Annotated in this window: 14 protein-coding genes; 2 read left to right on the top strand and 12 right to left on the bottom strand. The window is 43.4% G+C overall.

The window, feature by feature from the left end:
* Nucleotides 1-37: 37 nt before the first annotated feature.
* From CJF29_RS22435 to CJF29_RS22455, 5 genes are all read right to left on the bottom strand, one after another.
* The gene (locus tag CJF29_RS22435) at nt 38-1108 is read right to left on the bottom strand and encodes a hypothetical protein (RefSeq protein WP_074638725.1); all 1071 of its coding nucleotides are present in this window, start codon (nt 1106-1108) and stop codon (nt 38-40) included.
* A gap of 9 nt (nt 1109-1117) precedes the next feature.
* Nucleotides 1118-2884, bottom strand: a complete 1767-nt coding sequence (locus CJF29_RS22440) for an HSP90 family protein (RefSeq protein WP_074638726.1) — start codon at nt 2882-2884, stop codon at nt 1118-1120.
* Nucleotides 2885-2893: 9 nt separating this feature from the next.
* Nucleotides 2894-5392 (bottom strand): tetratricopeptide repeat protein, encoded by a 2499-nt coding sequence (locus CJF29_RS22445; protein ID WP_099146872.1) that lies wholly within the window; start codon nt 5390-5392, stop codon nt 2894-2896.
* Between the two features lie 256 nt (nt 5393-5648).
* Nucleotides 5649-6176 carry a shikimate kinase gene (locus CJF29_RS22450; RefSeq protein ID WP_099146873.1) on the bottom strand — a complete coding sequence of 176 codons (528 nt, stop codon included), beginning with the start codon at nt 6174-6176 and terminating at the stop codon, nt 5649-5651.
* A 115-nt stretch (nt 6177-6291) separates the two neighbouring features.
* Entirely contained in the window at nt 6292-6894 is a 603-nt protein-coding gene (locus CJF29_RS22455) for a nitroreductase family protein (protein ID WP_032842880.1), read from the bottom strand.
* 140 nt (nt 6895-7034) lie between these two features.
* On the opposite strand from CJF29_RS22455, the gene CJF29_RS22460 reads away from it, so the two are divergent.
* Together CJF29_RS22460 and CJF29_RS22465 are read left to right on the top strand one after the other, a co-directional pair.
* Nucleotides 7035-7670 carry a viroplasmin family protein gene (locus tag CJF29_RS22460; RefSeq protein ID WP_004324363.1) on the top strand — a complete coding sequence of 212 codons (636 nt, stop codon included), beginning with the start codon at nt 7035-7037 and terminating at the stop codon, nt 7668-7670.
* A 29-nt stretch (nt 7671-7699) separates the two neighbouring features.
* Nucleotides 7700-9475 carry an ArnT family glycosyltransferase gene (locus CJF29_RS22465; protein WP_074558243.1) on the top strand — a complete coding sequence of 592 codons (1776 nt, stop codon included), beginning with the start codon at nt 7700-7702 and terminating at the stop codon, nt 9473-9475.
* Here the strand turns inward: CJF29_RS22465 and CJF29_RS22470 are convergent.
* The 7 genes from CJF29_RS22470 to CJF29_RS22500 all read right to left on the bottom strand — a co-directional run bounded on the left by CJF29_RS22470 (nt 9462) and on the right by CJF29_RS22500 (nt 18908).
* The gene (locus CJF29_RS22470; RefSeq protein ID WP_099146874.1) at nt 9462-11441 is read right to left on the bottom strand and encodes an LTA synthase family protein; all 1980 of its coding nucleotides are present in this window, start codon (nt 11439-11441) and stop codon (nt 9462-9464) included. The two genes, CJF29_RS22465 and CJF29_RS22470, sit on opposite strands and share 14 nt — an antisense overlap.
* A gap of 46 nt (nt 11442-11487) precedes the next feature.
* Nucleotides 11488-11907, bottom strand: coding sequence for a GtrA family protein (locus CJF29_RS22475; RefSeq protein ID WP_074558239.1), 420 nt, complete (start codon nt 11905-11907; stop codon nt 11488-11490).
* The gene (locus CJF29_RS22480; RefSeq protein WP_004309442.1) at nt 11891-12847 is read right to left on the bottom strand and encodes a glycosyltransferase family 2 protein; all 957 of its coding nucleotides are present in this window, start codon (nt 12845-12847) and stop codon (nt 11891-11893) included. Before CJF29_RS22480 ends, CJF29_RS22475 begins: the two co-directional genes overlap by 17 nt.
* Nucleotides 12844-13647, bottom strand: a complete 804-nt coding sequence (locus CJF29_RS22485; RefSeq protein WP_074558238.1) for a polysaccharide deacetylase family protein — start codon at nt 13645-13647, stop codon at nt 12844-12846. Before CJF29_RS22485 ends, CJF29_RS22480 begins: the two co-directional genes overlap by 4 nt.
* 14 nt (nt 13648-13661) lie before the next feature.
* Complete coding sequence (locus tag CJF29_RS22490) at nt 13662-15497, bottom strand: ABC transporter ATP-binding protein (protein WP_008024069.1); 1836 nt, start codon at nt 15495-15497, stop codon at nt 13662-13664.
* Between the two features lie 120 nt (nt 15498-15617).
* The gene (locus tag CJF29_RS22495) at nt 15618-16751 is read right to left on the bottom strand and encodes an AAA family ATPase (protein ID WP_008649155.1); all 1134 of its coding nucleotides are present in this window, start codon (nt 16749-16751) and stop codon (nt 15618-15620) included.
* 72 nt (nt 16752-16823) lie between these two features.
* Nucleotides 16824-18908, bottom strand: a complete 2085-nt coding sequence (locus CJF29_RS22500; RefSeq protein WP_099146875.1) for a BT4734/BF3469 family protein — start codon at nt 18906-18908, stop codon at nt 16824-16826.
* Nucleotides 18909-19255: the final 347 nt, after the last annotated feature.

Here is a 19255-nt window from a genome sequence, read left to right on the forward strand (position 1 = left end):
GGACGGCAAAAATACGGATTAATCTACATGTTGGCAATTAATTAGACATTAAATCTTTCAAACGGTCCAGATAACCACTATTTCCGTTACGGGCGTCATAGCGATGTGCCAGCTCCTCTGCCTGTTGATAGAAATAATTGCGAAGTTCGTTTACCTGATAAATTCCATCCGGACGATAAAGAGGAAACTCTTCCGGCAAAGACAACGAGACTTCCGGACGAGTTTCATACTTCAAAGCCTCTACCATATCACAGGAGAAACGATAACTCTTCAACGTATTCGTACGCAAACTCCAACCGATACACCGTTCGACATATTCCCAAGCCCTTTCCGGCTTCGTCATCATATAATAGGCAATAAACAATCCCAGATAGAGCAAAAGATATTCATCCTTCTCCCTTCCTACCAACGCTTCTTCGGCACGTGCACACATATCAGCGGCAATTTCCGGTTTACCTGCTTTCTGCGCATAATAAGAAAGTTTCAAGTAGGCCCGCAGATTAGCCTCATAACAAGTGACCTGCTTATTAATCAACGGTTGCGCGCGGCTGTAAGCCTCATCAAACTGTCCTGTTTCCAGATAATAATCCAGCATAAAGTTCAATTCACAAGCCTCACACGACTGATCGTCTATCTTCTCATTCAACATTTTATCAATGTATTCTTTCGCCTTGTCATACTGCCGCATCCAGACACATTCCACAGACCAGCGGTGATAATAGCTCCGCAAAGAATATCCGTTCCGGAGGATACGTTTTTTATAATCCTCCCCGACTGCCTGCACCTGTTCCATCGGAATCTCCGGAAGATCGAACGTACAAGCCCATATCCACTTATATTTCCACAACAAGTCATCTTCCTTGATCACATCCTTGTGATTCTCGTAATCATCCAGAATTTTAGAGAACACGGTAATCTCCTCAGCATCCGCCGAGAGAAGATTCAGTTCATAAATAAGATCCAGTCTCATCTCCGTAGCCCATTCCACATCCTCGTTCTCATCAGCGATACGGATGGCTTCTTTCAACAGATTGGCTTTTTCGCGGGGATGCAGGTTCTTATTCTGTGTCTGCAACAGCAATTTTTGTATTTCAAGTGTGTATCTCATTCTCTTTCTTTAATTCAGGAAATTTATAAAATCATTCATTTTCGAAGTCATCAGTTCACTTAGCGAATGGTTGAAAAGCTCCATTTCTTCGCTGTTTACCGGATATTTACCTTGCAGAAGCGACTGTACATACAATATATGCACCACATGCCGAAACAGTTTATTGTCTCCTTGTATTTGCAATAAGGTCTGCACCATTTCATTATCCGCATTGAAAGTGAGTGTCGGCGGAATCAGCTTTGCAGTATTCACAGCCCCCAACACAGCCGCCAACGGGTTATTAGCACTTTTAGCGGCATTCTCCTTTTCCTCCGCCACAAAAATAACCGGAATATCTACCGGAGTAAAATGCTTCAGACGACAGATACAGCCAAACCGTTTCAACAGTTCGTTCGCTTTCACCTCAAAAGCCTGAGATTCCTGGTTCGCCTCCACTTCACCAAACTGCTCCAGCAACCGTGAAGGAGATATTTCATCCAAAGTAAGTTCCGGATTCAGACGGACATACTTTTTCAACAAAGTTTCATCAAACGTATAAGCAGCATTCACGACCAGCCAACCCTGTGCTCCGGCTATACGCCGCACTTGCCGGAAATCCTCCAGATTCTTGGTATAGCATATCACATTGCTTGCCGAACGAATATTTCCAAAGCTACGCAACCCCTTATTGGTTTCAAAAGGAAGGTAATCCATAAACAAACGGAGCAATTCATTATCCTCCGAAGCAATCGCCTTGATATGAAAGTGATGAACATCCAGAATCCGGTTGAACATGGCACGGTCATTCTGCACCAATCCCCGCAGATAATCCTTGATAGCCACCCCGATTTCTTTTCGGGCATCCTTCAGCTGGTCATTACTCACCAAAGACTCCCGGGAAGCAGTAGACAGCAACCCGTCCGCATTCACCAGACAACGGATAAAGAAAGCCCACGACGGCAACAGATTGCAATCATCCTCGCTCAACAGCATACGCTTGAGATAGACCTTATGAGAGTTGCGCACTGAAAATTGCGTACGGAAAGGCAGGACATAAAGCACCCCTTCCACTTTGCCGCTTTCAGTATAGATCCGGAAAGCATCGAGAGCAGACGACTGAAACACTTTCGCCCCATAATCCAGCAACTCCTTACGAGTCGCCTTCGGGTCAAGCCATACAGGTGAAGGCGTATTTACCAACTCCTCCTCCCCCTGATAATGCAGATAGATAGGATACGGCAACACTTCCCCGTAACTCACCAGTATCTTCTTAAACGTTTCATATTCAAAAAGATGCATCCAGTCTCCTTTCGGGTGCAATACCACCTGCGACCCGATGGGCCGTTCTTCGTCTGATAAAGTCAGCTGATACGTCCCATCCACTTTTCCACACCAGCAAACAGGTTGTCCGCCCATTGCCGAACGGCTCTCTACGGTGATTTCATTAGTCACCACAAAACAAGACAACAATCCGATACCGAACCTTCCGATAAAATCGTCCGCATCGGGAGTATCCCGCTTTGAACTCTCCCCGATAACAGTCAGAAAACGATAAACTTCCTCCTCTTTCAGTCCGATACCATTATCCCGGAATACCACTGTCTTGTCCTCATTCAGAAAGACATCGATGCGACCTTTGTAATTCTCGTCAATATTGCGTAGTGCCGTGATGGCATCTACGCAATTCTGCAACAGTTCGCGAACAAAAGTATTCGGGTTACTATAAATGTGCTCTGACAACAGGGCAATCATACCTTTAAGATTGACCTGAAACAGATTATTTCCTTCTTTTTCCATGTTCCTCTTCTACTTCCTCCTCCTTCCGGTGATTTTAAGAGCTTTCTCATTGCCATTCTCTGCGGCCTTTTCGAACCACTCCATGGCTATTTCATCGTTTTCTTCCACACCATTTCCTGTCAGATAGGCATTTCCAAGTTCAAATTGCGCTTTATCGTTGTTTTTCTCGGCAGCTTTCAGCAACCATTGCACCGCAGCTTCCGGATCAGGGTTACAACCTTCGCCATACATCATCATCTTACCCAGATAATAAGTCGCAGCGATATTCTCATGCCCCGCCGCATCCGTAAACCAGCGATAAGCTTCGGCATAATTCTGCTTCACACCTACTCCGTTATAATAGCAAAGTCCGGTACGATACATACTCATCGTATTCCCATTATCCGCAGCCAGTGTATAATATTTAAAAGCCTCCGTTTCATTATCTTCCACTCCGATACCCATTTCATAACAGATACCCAGTCCTTCACTGTACCATTCATACTCGGCAGCTTTCTTGAAATAAGCAAAAGCCTTTTCCGACTCATTCAGGCTGTCATAATCATACAGATAATACTCACCCATACGCAACATAGCCATCGGAATCTCATTAGCCACCGCCTTGTCATACCATTCCACAGCCGTTTTATTATCTTCCAGACAGGGACCGCAACCGAAGAAATAATAATCTCCCATCTTAAACTGCGCATAACCATAGTCCTGCTCGGCAGCCTTCATCATATATTCCACTGCCTTTTGAGGATTCTCTTCCACGCCATTGCCGTTCTCATAAGCCATCCCCAGTTCCGTCAGACAACGGGCTTCATTCTTTTCCGCCCCTTTACTAAACCATTCGAGTGCCTTATCCCAGTTTTCTTCCGTTCCGATACCTTCTCTATAGCAACGTCCCAAAGCAAAGATCGCATCATTATCGTCCGCTTCAGCCGCCTTTGTATACCAAGCGAAAGCCTCTTCCGGTTTCACTTCGCCAAGAACACCCTTTTCCATATAAAGTCCTACACGGAACATTGCATAAGGATAACCCTGTTCGGCCGCCTTGCTAATCAGTTCAAATGACTTTTCATAATTCTTCTCCACTACATCGCCATTCTCATATAAGAATGCCAGTTCCACAAGGGCAAAGCAAGCACCCAGTTCGGCCGCTTTTTCATAATATTCCCTTGATTTTACAGGGTCCTTCACACCGCTATATCCATTAGCCAGATAAAGAGCTACACGGCAATACCCATCGGCATTATTCAGTGAAGCCGCTTTTTCATAAAACTCTAAAGCCTTCACATAATCCGGTTCTTCAGACAAGAAGCCACGTTCATACATCCAGCCCAAACGATAAGCTGCACTTCCCGAACCCAACTCAATGGCTTTCTCCAGCAACTCCTTCGCGCGATTCATGTCTTCCGGCACCAAGTCACCGTTGAAATAGACATTGGCCAGTCCTTCGATACCTTGTATATAGTTATCTTCCACGCAACGGTTCAGACACATCAGTCCACGTTCCACGTTCTTATATTCATCATTATACAGGTAGATCAATGCCAGTTCATACGCACTGTATGGTTCACAATAAAGCATGCCCTTTTCCAGCCATTCAATCGCCTTAGGCATATCCAGCCATTCCTCCTCCTGATAGTTATATCCCAGGAAATTGGCGGCAGACCACACACCGGCATGCCAAGCCTTTTCCCAAAGTTCAAAGCACAGTTCTTTCGGTTTATTCAGTTCCGGATAACGGAAATAAAGCGTAGCCAGATTTTTAAGACTATAAAGATTGGGAACTATTTCCAGGGCTTTTTCGTAATAAGCAGCTTCCTCTGCCACGTTACCTTCCGCCCTGTCGAGTGCATCCCCCAACGCTGCATATACATGAGCACGCAAACGCTCTCCTTCAGGCAGTTCGGCAAGCAGTTCATTCCGTATCTGTAATGCCTTTGCTTTATCCCCTGTAAATTCTTCGGCAAAAGCACGATAATGCTTTCCCCATAAAATAGCTTCGGGAGAAGTGAGAGCTGCAAAACGCCGTTCACCCTCTTCTTTATCTTGTTCACAATAGAATCCCATGTATCGCCAATAGGCAACAGTTGCTTCCGCTTCAGCCCAACCCATATCGGCGGCCTTCTCGTAGTATGGAAACAAATAACTCATGTCCCGCTTTCCATAACGGGCTTCGGAATATTGTGCACCCTTCTGCGCCCATCCCGCACCGCTAAACTCTGCCACACGGTCGCATACCTGCATCACCTTTTCCCACCAGAATTCATATTCTTCCGCGTTGAGTTCCACCTCTACGTTACAGTCAAAAGCACTGAATATCAGTTCAAAAAAATCTTCTGTTAATTTCTCGTCTTCTTTTGTGTCCAAAGCATATTCACATACAGCCAATGCTTCCCACCAGTTTTCCGCACTTAACAATGAAGCCGGTGTATACTGCGGAAACCATACCCTTGCAGGCTGTCCGGATGCTTTAATTTTAGCGGATAACTCCCCAAATTTCTCTTTTAAAGTTTTCATGATATAGAACTTTACCTTAATTTTGTGTTACTAGTCAATAAAAAATCTCATAACGAGTGCAAGGTACAAATATTGACCGAATGCACAAACAAGAGTCTCAAAAAAAACGAAGTTCCAACAAAAAGAGAACATCACAACTACCTGATTTCTGAATACAGCAAAATTCCTCCCAATAATCATTCATTATCAGGCACAAATTACACACATTCCACAGCTTTCCAAATAACGATTACACAAAATATAACGACTGTTACTTCTACAATCCCAAAAGTTGTCGCAAACATTGCACCGATGTTTCAATCTGCCAACGATCTTCCAATTCGTCTGCATTAAAGATATATTGTGCCTGATGATAAAAAGGAGCACGCTTCTCGAGTGCCTGAACAATGAACGCTTTCAGTTCTTCATCCTCTTTACCCTGAAGAATAGGACGTTGTTGTTTAGCCACACGCAAGCGCCTGAACAACACATCCGGATGCACCTCCAGAAAAACAGTCTTTCCGGTCCGGTTCATAAAATCCATATTATCATAAAAACAAGGCGCTCCCCCCCCCGTCGAAATTACCACATTCTCAAACTCGGCTACTTCATGGAGCATATTTCTCTCCAGCTCCCTGAATCCTGTTTCGCCTCGTTCAATGAATAATTCTCCAACGGTTTTGTGAAAACGCTCTTCAATATACCAGTCCAGATCGATGAACGGTATATTCATATGCCGGGCAAAAGCCTTACCCAACGTCGTTTTTCCGGCACCCATATAGCCGGTAAGGAAGATACGAACCATAAATGATTAATTTTGCTCACAAAATTAATCATTTAATGAAGAATGAAGAATGAAGAATAAAGAATTTTAGCCATTATGCCATCCAATTCTTCATTATTCATTCTTCATTCCCGATTTATTTAAAGATTCTCACCCGTTCTTCAAGCGGCTGGAATTCTTTTTCACCCGGTTTGCCGACAGGAAGTCCGAACGGCATTTCCGCAATCAGATGCCAATGTTCCGGCAAATCCCATGCACGGCGCACTTCTTCATCAATCAACGGGTTATAGTGTTGCAGCGACGCTCCGAAACCTACATCTTCGAGCATCACCCAGATAGCTAACTGGTGCATGGCAGAAGTCTGCAATGACCATCCCGGGAAATTCTCCTGATAAGACGGGAAAGCCTCCTGAAGTCCTTTCACCACTTTTTGATCCTCAAAGAACAGTACAGTTCCATAACCACAGGCAAAGGAATGATCTATCTTCTCTTCTGTCTTGACAAACGCTTCAGCCGGTACAATCTTCTTTAATGCGTCCTTCACAATCTGCCACAATTTCTTATGCGATTCTCCCAATAGAAGTACCACACGGGTAGATTGCGAATTGAATGCCGACGGCACATGGCGCACGGTCATATTAACGATACATTCGATTTCCTGATCGGATATAGGTGACTGATTAGTAATTGAATAGTAAGTTCGACGTTGTTTCAAAGCTTCACTAAAAGATCTTTCCATCATAGTTCCTTTCTTATTTTATATTCTTAAAACTCTCTTTTTTTTATAACAAGTAGCCCCCCTAACTTGTTCAGTTAGAGAATATATTTGTACCTTCGCAGCGTCAATTCATTGACTATCTAAAATTATCGTCAGAAAAAATGGCTAAACAGAAATTTTATGTAGTATGGGAAGGCGTCACCCCCGGAGTTTATACTTCCTGGACAGACTGCCAGCTTCAAATCAAAGGATATGAAGCTGCCAAATACAAATCATTTGACACGCGCGAAGAAGCGGAACGCGCGTTGACAATGTCTCCCTATGCTTATATCGGCAAGAATGCAAAGGCTAAATCAGGAGGTCCCAAACCTTCTTCGGATACTTTACCCTCTTGTGTGATCGACAATAGCCTGGCTGTCGATGCAGCCTGTAGCGGTAATCCGGGACCAATGGAATATCGCGGCGTACACATTGCCAGCCGTCAGGAGATTTTTCATTTCGGCCCGATGAAAGGCACGAATAATATCGGCGAGTTTCTAGCCATCGTACACGGGTTGGCGTTGTTGAAAAAGAAAGGTTTCGATATGCCCATTTACAGTGACAGCGCGAATGCCATCAGCTGGGTACGACAGAAGAAGTGCAAGACCAAGCTCCCCCGGACCCCGGAAACAGAAGAACTCTTTCTGTTGATTGAACGGGCAGAAAAATGGTTGCAGGGAAACACCTATACCACCCCTATTCTGAAATGGGAAACGAAAGAATGGGGAGAAATTCCGGCCGACTTCGGCAGAAAATAAAAGAACATAAATTTCAATATAAGATAAAGATGAAAACATTGACTTCAAACAAAGCTTTCTGGCTGTTACTAGTCATTTGCGTAGTTACTATCCTGCCTTTCCTCGGTTTATCGGAGTACCACACCAAAGGGGAGCCTCGCGAATCTATTGTCTCCTACTCCATGCTGGATAGCGGAAACTGGATTTTACCCAGAAACAACGGAGGAGAAATGGCTTACAAACCGCCTTTCTTCCACTGGAGCATAGCCGCTGTTTCGGCAGCAGTAAACGGAGGGCAAGTCACAGAAATGACCTCCCGCTTGCCGTCTGCCATCGCCCTGATCGCCATGACCCTCTGCGGCTTTCTGTTCTTTGCCAAAAGAAAAGGAGTGGAACTGGCGTTGTTGGCCGCCTTTATTACCCTGACTAATTTTGAGTTGCACCGGGCCGGAGCAAACTGCCGGGTGGATATGGTATTGACAGCACTCACCGTTGGCGCTCTGTATTGTCTCTACAAATGGTATGAGAAGGGACTCAAAGGTATTCCCTGGCTGGCCATTCTCCTGATGAGTTGCGGAACACTGACTAAAGGACCGGTAGGTACTATCATTCCATGTTTAGTGGTAGGCATCTTCTTGTTACTCCGGGGTGTCAACTTCTTCAAAGCATTCTTGTTACTTTCCGCCTGGGCCATTCTTTCACTCATCCTGCCTTTCTGCTGGTATGTCGCTGCTTACCAACAAGGTGGAGAAGAGTTCCTGGCATTAGTTATGGAAGAAAACTTCGGTCGTATGACTAATACCATGAGTTACAATTCATGCGTGAACCCCTGGCATTATAATTTTGTGACCCTATTTGCCGGATACGTTCCCTGGACACTGTTAGTCGTGCTCTCCCTGTTCAGCCTGACTTACCATAAATTCAGCATCCAACCGGCAGCCTGGTGGAAACGCTTCACCACATGGATAAAGAATATGGACCCGGTGGATTTATTCTCTTTCACCAGTATCGTTGTAATCTTCGTCTTCTACTGTATTCCGCAGAGCAAACGTAGTGTATATCTGATGCCGATCTATCCTTTCATTGCTTATTTCCTTGCCAAATATCTATTCTATCTGGTCAAGAAGCAATCTAAAGTCATCAAGGTATACGGAAGTATTCTTGCAGTAATCAGCCTGCTACTGTTCACCTGCTTCATCGTATTAAAATGCGGACTCATCCCTGAAACTATTTTCCAGGGTCGTCACGCGCAGGACAATATTAATTTCATGCGTGCAATACAGAATATCAGCGGAGCAGGGGCCTTATTCCTGATTGCCATTCCTACCATTCTCGGTATCTACTGGTGGTTCTATCAACGGAAAAATGCATTGAACAACCGTTTCCTATACGCTCTCGTTGTGCTTACAATGGGATTATACCTTGCATTGGACGGTGCTTATCAGCCGGCAGCATTAAATTCGAAGTCGGTCAAATTCATCGCTACAGAAATAGAAAAGGTTGCGCCGGAAAGCGAAGGAACGATGTACGAATTCATTGAAGAAAGTCTGCATGCAGCAGGTGACCCCGTACATTATTTCGAACTCAATTTCTATCTGCACAATCGTCTCGACAACTTCTATGAGAAACGTCCTTCGGAAGGTTTCTTGTTAATCGGCACGAATGATGCAGAGAAATATCTTCCCGAATTCGAGAAAGAAGGGTATCAGTTTGAGGAGGTATATGAATCCCCTAAACGAGTACTCCGGCAAATAGCCAAGATATACAAGTTCGTTAAAAAACAACAGCCTGAAAATACCGAAACGACTACTCCTATTGTTGAGTGAAAGGTATAGAATTAAGCGTTTTTCCATGCTTCACAAGGAACTCCGCCGATTGGAGCATGGAAAAACTATATTCTTTCAAAGGCAAAAAGCTATCATCCATCGGAACAGCATTCAATTTGCCGTTACCTATATGATAAGTAAGTTCCTGCTGAGTCTCGTAATTATAAAGATAGAGTAACGTATCATTGCGTCCCACCACCATATTGTCAGCAGTATAGAACATACAGGGACGTTCTTCCTTCAACAAGTCTACCCCAAAATTATTCTGTAAATAATCAATATTCAACAACCCTAATATCGTTGGCTGTATATCTACCTGACCGCCAAATGTAGTTTTCTCTTCCGGCTGAATACGGCTGGAGTAAATCATCAGCGGAATATGGTTATAAGACTCCGGCAATTCACATTCGGCGTCTCCCACCAGTTTGCCATGATCCCCTTCCAATACGAATATCGTATTATCAAACCAGGGTTGTTTACGCGCCTCTTCAAAGAACTGGCGCAAAGCCCAATCCGCATACTCAACGATCTGTGTCTCCGGTTCACTTGTTTTCGGATGGAAGAAAGGAGGTATCACATACGGCGGATGATTACTGATGGACAGTAACGTAGCAAAAAACGGTTGTCCGGTGGCAGCCCGCTGATTCAATACCGGAATTGCGTAGTCATACAAGAAATCATCCTGCACTCCAAAGCTATTCACCACCTTATCAGCCGGATAGTTTTCTTGTGAGAACACTTCATCATAGCCGTTTGTCCGGAAGAAAGCGTTCATATTATCATACTGCCCTTCATGCGTCATAAAGAAAAGGTTGTAATAGCCGTTTTCTTTCAATACGGTAGGCAGTCCCGAATAGCGGGGAATGACAGAGCCTTTCATCAGGTTCCGTTTCATCATAGCGGGAAAAGAATACAAGGTAGCATACAAACCGTGGTTCGTATGGATTCCTGCGGAATAGAAATTGCGGAAACTGATAGAACGGGTATACAGGCTATCCAGGAAAGGAGTCAAGGTCTCCGATTGCCCGAAATGCTTCATAAACTTGCAGGACATAGACTCCATCATAATCAATACAACATTAGGACGGTGCCGTTGTACGCTATCCGTCATCGAAGGATGCCTATAAACAGCCAGCGGTGACACATTCGCTTCCCCCGGCCGGTTGAGCAGAGCTTGCGCCTTGGTGATGGCTTCCTGTTCATCCATCAGATGCAAGTATTTATTTTCAGGTCTCATATCATCCATCACACTCGTCAGCAGGTTAAAAGTAGGACTTACTCCCAGTTGATTGAGAAAAGCATCCTGACAGAAATATGCCGCACTTACTTTGATCGGGTTATAGCCTGTACGCCCCCGGATTCCAAAGATGCAGAGTCCGATTAAGCAAGCACCGATCAGAACCGCCCCTCCTCGCTTCCAAGATGGAAACGGAGCGGAAATGGCAAGGCTACGATGATGGAAATAACGCGCCAGATAGATAAGCCAAACTACGAATCCGGCCAGAAAGAGAAGGAATAATCCGATGGACAGATAATAGGCACTTTCCCCCAATATCATTCCGGCGGTAGTTCCCGCATAACCGAACCATTCGAATATGGAAGAGTTGATATGTTTAAAGAAATAGGCAAAATAAGGAATGTCCGACGCACTGATTAAATAAACCAATCCATAAAAGACACTGAAAAAGAACGTAAAGAAACGAAACAACGCTTTCCCATAATAGTTGCAAACTCCACACACTACCGCAACCACCAGAGGCAACAGAAGGATGTAACAGCCTATCACATTGTCAAACCAGACACCATGCACAAAAGCAAGCATCGGAAGTGTCTTATCCGACAAGGCTTCAGAGGTCAACTGATGATAAGATGAGATGAAAAGTACCAGGCGAAACAGTCCTGCGACCAGCAAAGCCGAAACATGTATGGTAAGTATATATACAACAAGATTTAGAAAACGTTTCATAATAGCCTTTTCTTTTTATGAATTAAATAAAAGAGGTTGAATAGTGTTATTTCCTCCCTTTATAGATATAAACGAAATGAAGAATCAGGAAATTGACAGGCACCACGATAATCATTACCAGTATCGGTGCAAGCAGTTCACCCGCGCCTATCCAAAGGAAGAGATTCAGCAAACCGATCTCAAGCAGGTAATTAATCAGATGACTAAAACCAAAGCCAATCGCATTATGCGAGGATGGCTTGGAACGAAAGGTAAAGAAAGTAGTCAGGAAGTAGTTGCAGACAAATCCCACAGCATAACCGGTCGTAAAGGAGATATTGGCATTCGCAACCAACAAGACCAGGCAATATACGCCGTAGTGAATGGCTGAAGATATAGTGCCGACAACTCCAAAACGAACAAACTGCCAGAACTTATCCCGCCAATCCGGGTGCTTCTCAAGTATAGCCTTACTTATTCTGATCATCGTACAACACTTCTTCCACATTATAGAGCGGACGACGTTTTACCTCTTTATAAATCTTGCCAATATACAGTCCGACAGCTCCTATGGATAATAAAACAACCCCGCCAACAAACCAGATAGACAACATCAAAGAGGCCCAGCCATGTTCCGCAGTACCCGAAATCAATGCGTAAAGAACATAGATTCCAATCAAAATACTGATAAAAACAAAGATACCTCCCAGATAAACGATTCCGTAAATGGGCTTTACCGAGAAAGAGGTTATTCCGTCCAAAGCCAGACTGAACATCTTTCTCACTGTATATTTGGAAGTTCCGGCTGTCCGTTCCCGGATCACATCATCTACCGTAGTAGAAGGGAAACCCAGCAACGGGATAATACCACGCAGATAGACATTACGTTCCTGATAATGAGACAACTGTTCCAGCACTCTCCGGCTTAGAAAACGAAAATCCGCATGATTGTAGATAGTCTCCACTCCCATCCTGTGCTGTAATTTATAAAAGGCTGTTGCAGAAAGACGTTTCAACACGGGGTCTGCCTGACGAGATACTTTCACTCCATATACAACATCATATCCTTGCGTATAGGCATCGATCATCTCCTCAATCGCATTCAGATCATCCTGCAAATCGGCATCAATGGTAATAACGGCATCACTCCAGTCTTTAGCGGTCATCATACCGGCCATGATTGCATACTGATGTCCCACGTTTCTTGCCAGATTCATTCCTTTTATATAAGGATTCGTTCCGTGCAGTTTCTTAATGATGCTCCATGTACGATCTTTGCTGCCATCATTCACAAAGAGCACAAAGCTGTCGGCACTGATCTTTTCTTTCGCCACCAACTCATCAAACAAGGCTGTCAAACGGGCGGCCGAATCTTCCAACACTTCCTCCTCATTATAGCAGGGGGATACAATAGCCAATTTTATCATTTTTCGTCCGGTTTATTTAGTTCAGCCAGTTTTATCTGTGCAAATTCCGAGTAAGTCATAAAAGCATATCCTTTTTCTTTCAGTTTGCGGATAAGCATATCCAGACGTTCCTCCATTCCTTTACCGGAATGATTGCGGATAATAAAAGGCATCTTAAATTCAGGATGTTCACCCAACGGGTAGAATTCCCACGGGTGGAAATAAGTCACAAAATATCCGTCATGCTTCAATACCCGGTTTACCAGGAGTTGATACAGCCACATCGGCAGATTATGACAAGACAACCAGAATAGCGGGAAACGAATCCACGGAGTTACAGAAGCCGGAATCTGAAGTAACTTACCCGTCATAAAGCAGGTACGGGGCTCCGACAAATGCATATATCTTCCGGGGATAAATGCGGGATTCAATGAGGAGTTATATACATACCCCATCCGTTCAAGTCCCGTATCTGATACGGGGAACATACGCGGTTGGCGATAACCTTGTATCGTCCTGCCGGTAAGGCGTTCCAGAATTTCTTTTGAACGACTGACGTCCGAAGCCTGTGGCTGCCAATGGTCACATCCATGCGCAGCAACTTCATGTCCTTCGTCCATAATGCGCCGCATCACCTCCGGCGCATTTTCTGCAAAATTGCTTGTACAGAAGAAAGTAGCTTTCACCCCGTTTTTTTTCAGGCAGTCCAGTATCTTGTTCGTACCATAGACTGATACTTTCATTGCTTCATCCAGCGGAAAGTCTACACCATGCTCGCGAGGTACATCAAATTCTTCTGTATCAAAACTTAATAATATCATTGCAATATCAAGAATTACAACTGCTGCATATCATGCAGACGTTTATAGTAACCGTTTAACTCAATGAGTTCTTCATGCTTACCACGTTCCACAATCTCACCCTCATACAGTACACAGATTTCATCTGCATTCTTAATCGTAGAAAGACGGTGGGCAATAGCAATCGTCGTACGTGTTTTCATCAAACGTTCCAACGCTTCCTGTACAAGACGTTCTGATTCGGTATCCAAAGCAGAAGTAGCCTCATCAAGAATCAGAATCGGAGGATTCTTCAAAATAGCACGCGCAATACTGATACGCTGACGCTGACCACCGGACAATTTTCCGCCACGGTCACCGATATTCATATTATATCCTTCAGGTTTCTCCATAATGAAATCATGCGCATTGGCAATCTTCGCCGCCTCTACTACTTGTTCCATTGTCGCATTCTCCACACCAAAAGCAATGTTATTGAAGAATGTATCATTAAACAGAATAGCCTCCTGGTTTACATTACCAATCAGGCTACGCAAATCAGCAATACGGACGTCGCGGATACTCGTTCCGTCAATGGTAATATCACCTTCCTGTACATCATGGTAACGTGGCAACAAATCGACTAAGGTAGATTTACCGGAACCTGACTGTCCAACCAGTGCAATCGTTTTTCCTTTAGGAACTGTCAGATTTACATGTTTCAGCACCTCTCTCTTACCATCGTAGCTGAAAGAAATATCTTTAAATTCAATCTTGTCATTCAAACCTTTCAACGGTTTCGGATTCGGAATCTCCTTAATCTTATTCTCTGCTTTCAGGATTTTATCCACACGTTCCATAGAAGCCAAACCTTTCGGAATGTTGTATCCCGCTTTAGCAAAGTCTTTCAACGGATTGATTACACTATACAGGATAACCATATAGAAGATAAATGTCGGAGCATCGATGGTTGCATTCTGTCCCAAAATCAATGTACCACCAAACCACAGTACGGCTACAATCAGAATAGTTCCCAAAAACTCACTCATCGGATGTGCTAATGCCTGACGTATAGCAACTTTATTCGAAGCATCACGCAATTCATTACTACATTTGGTAAAACGATTAATCATCTTATCTTCTGCAATAAAAGCTTTGATAATACGCAATCCACCCAATGTTTCTTCCAATTGCGACATCGTATCACTCCATTTGCTCTGTGCCTCCAATGACTGGCGTTTCAGTTTTCTTCCGACCGCTCCCATCAGCCAGCCCATTCCCGGCAATACGACGATGGTAAAAAGCGTCAACTGCCAACTAGTTATAACCAAAGTGATAAAATAAAGAAGAATCAGAATCGGACTCTTCATCAACATATCCAACGAACTAGTAATGGAGTTTTCAACCTCTCCCACGTCACCACTCATGCGAGCTATGATATCTCCCTTTCTTTCTTCAGAGAAAAAAGACATTGGCAAGCGCATTACTTTTGCATATACCATAATACGAATATCACGTACCACTCCCGTACGCAATGGAATCATTACAGCTGAAGAAGCAAAGTAACAACCTGTTTTAAACAATGTCATTATCATCAGGAACAATCCTAAAAAGATAAGGGCTATAGTAGGACCATTATCCATTATCATTTGAGATATGTAATAATAGAAGTTATTCTTGGCAACATCTGCTAAATCACCACTACCCCATTCCATAAAATGGTATACTTTATCCGCTCCTTCTGTTTTAAACAGAATACTCAGAATAGGAATCAAGAAAGTGAACGAAAATACGTTGAATACAGCAGACAAAATATTCAGCAAAATAGCCCAGCCGATATACTTCTTATAAGGCGACACGAAACGTCGCATTAGTTGTAGAAATTCCTTCATTATTTACCATTAAAAAAGTTAAGACCGCAAAGATACAATAAAACTGATTAACAGACAGTAGTTTCAGCTAATTATTAACGCGATTTATCGAAAAGCGTTCTTCAATAAATGAAAAATGACTTAATAATTCTCTTTCAGCCAAATCCCCAAAAAACGATCATATATCTGACAGATTCCCATTTCCTGAGTCACGAAATCCTTTTCCAGTAACCCTTTTAGTGCTGCCTGGACTGAACTAGCAGAAGCCAGTCTGTATTTTCTAATGAAAGCACCGGAAGTAACAGCTTTAGCCTTTCCCTCTTTAGTGATAGCAATCAGTAACTCCTTTTGCTTTTCCGGCAAACGAAAAAGGATTTCCGAATAAGTATATCTGAATGAATCAATAATCTGCCGAATAGCCTCTGACACCATTTCCACTTTACAGACTCCGTACTCCGGGGTCATATCATAAAGTGTATTCAACACTTTTTGTATATACCATGTGATTCCTTCAAACTGTTGATAAACTGTGATAACAGCACTTTCCTCTATTTCTTTGCCTGCACGTTTGAAATGCATACCTGCAAAACGAATGTATTCTTCTAAAGGAATACTTTCCAAATGCATCATTGACACACTTTGATAAAAAGGTCTGGAAGGCGTCAAAAACATATTCCCCATCACATGCCGCTGGCTCCCGGCAAAAATGAAATGCGCATTATTACAATGCTGCACATAAGTCCGGAGAGTAGCCTCTACATTTTTCTCTGCATACCCGGTAATCTGCTGAAATTCATCAATGGCAATCAAACAAGGCTTATCCGCTTGCTCTAAATACCGGAAGATTTCATCGAGCGTAGTAGCCGGAGCTTGTATATCTCCTAATCCCAAATTCAAAGAAGGCATACCATTCACATCAAAAGAGATACTGGCTTGCAAAGATTTCACACATTCCCAAAAGCTCTGCAAAGCTTTCTTCCCCACAGGTTTCAGTACTTCCAGAATCTCTTTACTAAGTGCAAATACCAAGTCGCGCAATGACCGACTGTCATATATATCAATAAAGAAGGTGTAATAGCCCTGCTTAATTTCAGGAAACTGAAAACAATGACGGATCAGCCCCGTCTTTCCCATTCGTCGGGTAGAGACAAGAGCCAGGTTATTCCCATTCATCACTTCGCGTACCAACTGTTCGCTCTCAAAACGGCGATCGCAAAAATAATCAGCAGACACATATCCACTTGTTATAAAAGGATTTCTTATCATAGCCTTCATATATCTCACGTTATTACGCAAAGATAATTATTATAAAATAATAAAATGCACATCTCATGCATTATTTCATCATCACCCTTGCCCAACAGCCACCACATGATAATAAACTCCACGTGTTTTCCTGAATGACTTTACTCCCAGCTTCTGCAAAATACGCCCGAAATAATTAACCTGTCCGGAAGAAATCTTCATTTTACTTGCCTTTTGTATCCGCTGAAGTATATCTGCAGCAAGTAACCATTCTCCCTCTTCTTCCTCTTCCGCTACCCGGTAATACACCTGGAACAACTGCTCGATTGCCGGCGACTGCTCAAACTCCCGGTTCGCCTCCGTCATAATAGCCTCTTCCTTCTCATCAAACCAGTAACGTTCATTACTACGCAGCAGTGCCATTGCCTGCGCATACAATTGCTCATAGTCAATAGGGCAGACCACATCAATCACTCCAGTCACCTCAACACCGATAAAACGGCGACTGCCGGAAGTATCCGTCAACAGATCCTTATGATTACTCGTTCCTATAAAAGAGGCATACCGACGAAGTTCCTCCACAGCCGAAGCATTCGGACGTCGTGTGTTGACAACGGGCTTTTGCAGAATATGCTTGAGGAAAGACTGCTGATTGATGCCAATCTGATCGAACTCATCCATATTAATCAATAAAAAACGATTCAAGTATAGCTCGGCATCCCGCTTCCGGCTGAAATCAATACTATCCGTATAATAAGCCTGCAAGCATGGAGGCAAAATCAACCGGCAAAATGTAGACTTACGATAAGCCTGTGGACCTATCAATATAGGAGAAGTGCTATTTGCATGATTCTTTCCCATTCCACGCCAATGCGCTATCATACTAAGAAACCAACGACGAAACAATTGCGCCCAATGAGGATGATCACAAGGAACTCGTTTGGCAAGATCGCCAATATGATCCTTACCATCCCAATGAGGAAGGTCATAAAGGAATTCCTCGATAGGCTGATAAACCGGCACATGATCCGAATTCAAGTAACGTACCACGTCTTTATCCCACAACTTAAGCCCTTCATAATGTGCATTCATTGCAATACTTGCCATCAACCGCTTATCCACCGGACGAAAATAAAAATTAAAGCTGTTCCGTTCGCGACATTCCACTTGTGATGTCAACTGGTTGAAACGAAAATCATAACGCCGTTTCATAAACTCATCCATCTGCATGACAAATAATTGTTCCGGCAACAGACTACTTTTACTCGCAAATCCCTCACAAGTGCGGTATACATTCCGCACGGTTCCCCGAACCAATGTATCGTCCTTCGGCAAGCGATAATGAGCACGAGACCATCGCACTGTATCTTCCTCCGGAATACCGGCACGGAAACAATGTCCTGCTAGGTTAATCAACAGCGATTGTTTGTCTCCTTCCGGTTGATAATCAGTCTCTTCATCCAACGCACGTGCAAAAGCAGCTTCGAAAAGAACAGAAAGTGCATTACACTTTTCATATCCCGGCGCAAGCCGTTGCAACGGCGAAGTTTCCGTTTGTACCCGTTCGCGATAAGTCACCTCACCCGGCATAGCGGCAGGCTGCTTCATATAAATAGGCATTGCTTCGGGATTAAAATACAAGTGCGGGTCAAAAGTTAAACGACAATATTGCTCCAACGAAGGTACTTTCAGCTCGATATCATAAGGAAGTTGTGGCTGATAAAATTTCACCGCCAACCGATAGGCATGCGCATGAAAAAGCTCCGCTTCTTCAGTAGTTGTCGGCAAACGATCATTGGGATAAGTAAAGCGTACCCATACTTTCACAGACTTTCCGGAAGAACCGGTGAAAGCTAAGTAAGTCTGCGGAAGCTCCTTTACCCGTTCTTTCACCTCATCCGCTTCCATGTGTCCGGACAAGTTGTTGACCTGAATCATCACAATTCCGTTGTATTCACTCATCGTCGTTATGCCGCCTTTGCGAAAAAAAGCAGCTGCAGGTATCAGCTTCGGCACTTTCTGTACATAGTCATTTTTATCACCCGGAAGCATAAAAGGCAGGACTTCTCTCATTTTTGAGACAGGCTGTGTTTTGGTTTCCACTTTCATTTGCTCCACGAGCTGTTCAATTCTCAACGTACGCATAGTGTTCACCTTGCCATCGTCTCTCACCAGTGTTATTCTCATTACTTCATTTATTTGTCCTGCATGTGTTTGTAGGGCGATTATTACGATACAAATATACTGTAAATATTACAGACAAGCAACTTTTCCGGGGATACTTATTCAATCTCTCTACTAGAAAAGATTTTTCAATTTCATTTCTCATATTCTCATAGATTCCAGATAAAGCACGCGTAATCAAATAATTACATTATGAGAAACATTTTTAAAACAGGTATTTCTCATACTTTCCTCATCAATTTCCTTCAAAAAACCGCTATTTCTCATACTCTTTCAGGTTATTTCTCATAGTCAGATACAGCTATTCTCCTATTTACCCACCAAGCTTATCTTACAAAACATCTAGCTAT

This window comes from Bacteroides celer (assembly GCF_002632415.2).
Classification (GTDB): domain Bacteria; phylum Bacteroidota; class Bacteroidia; order Bacteroidales; family Bacteroidaceae; genus Bacteroides.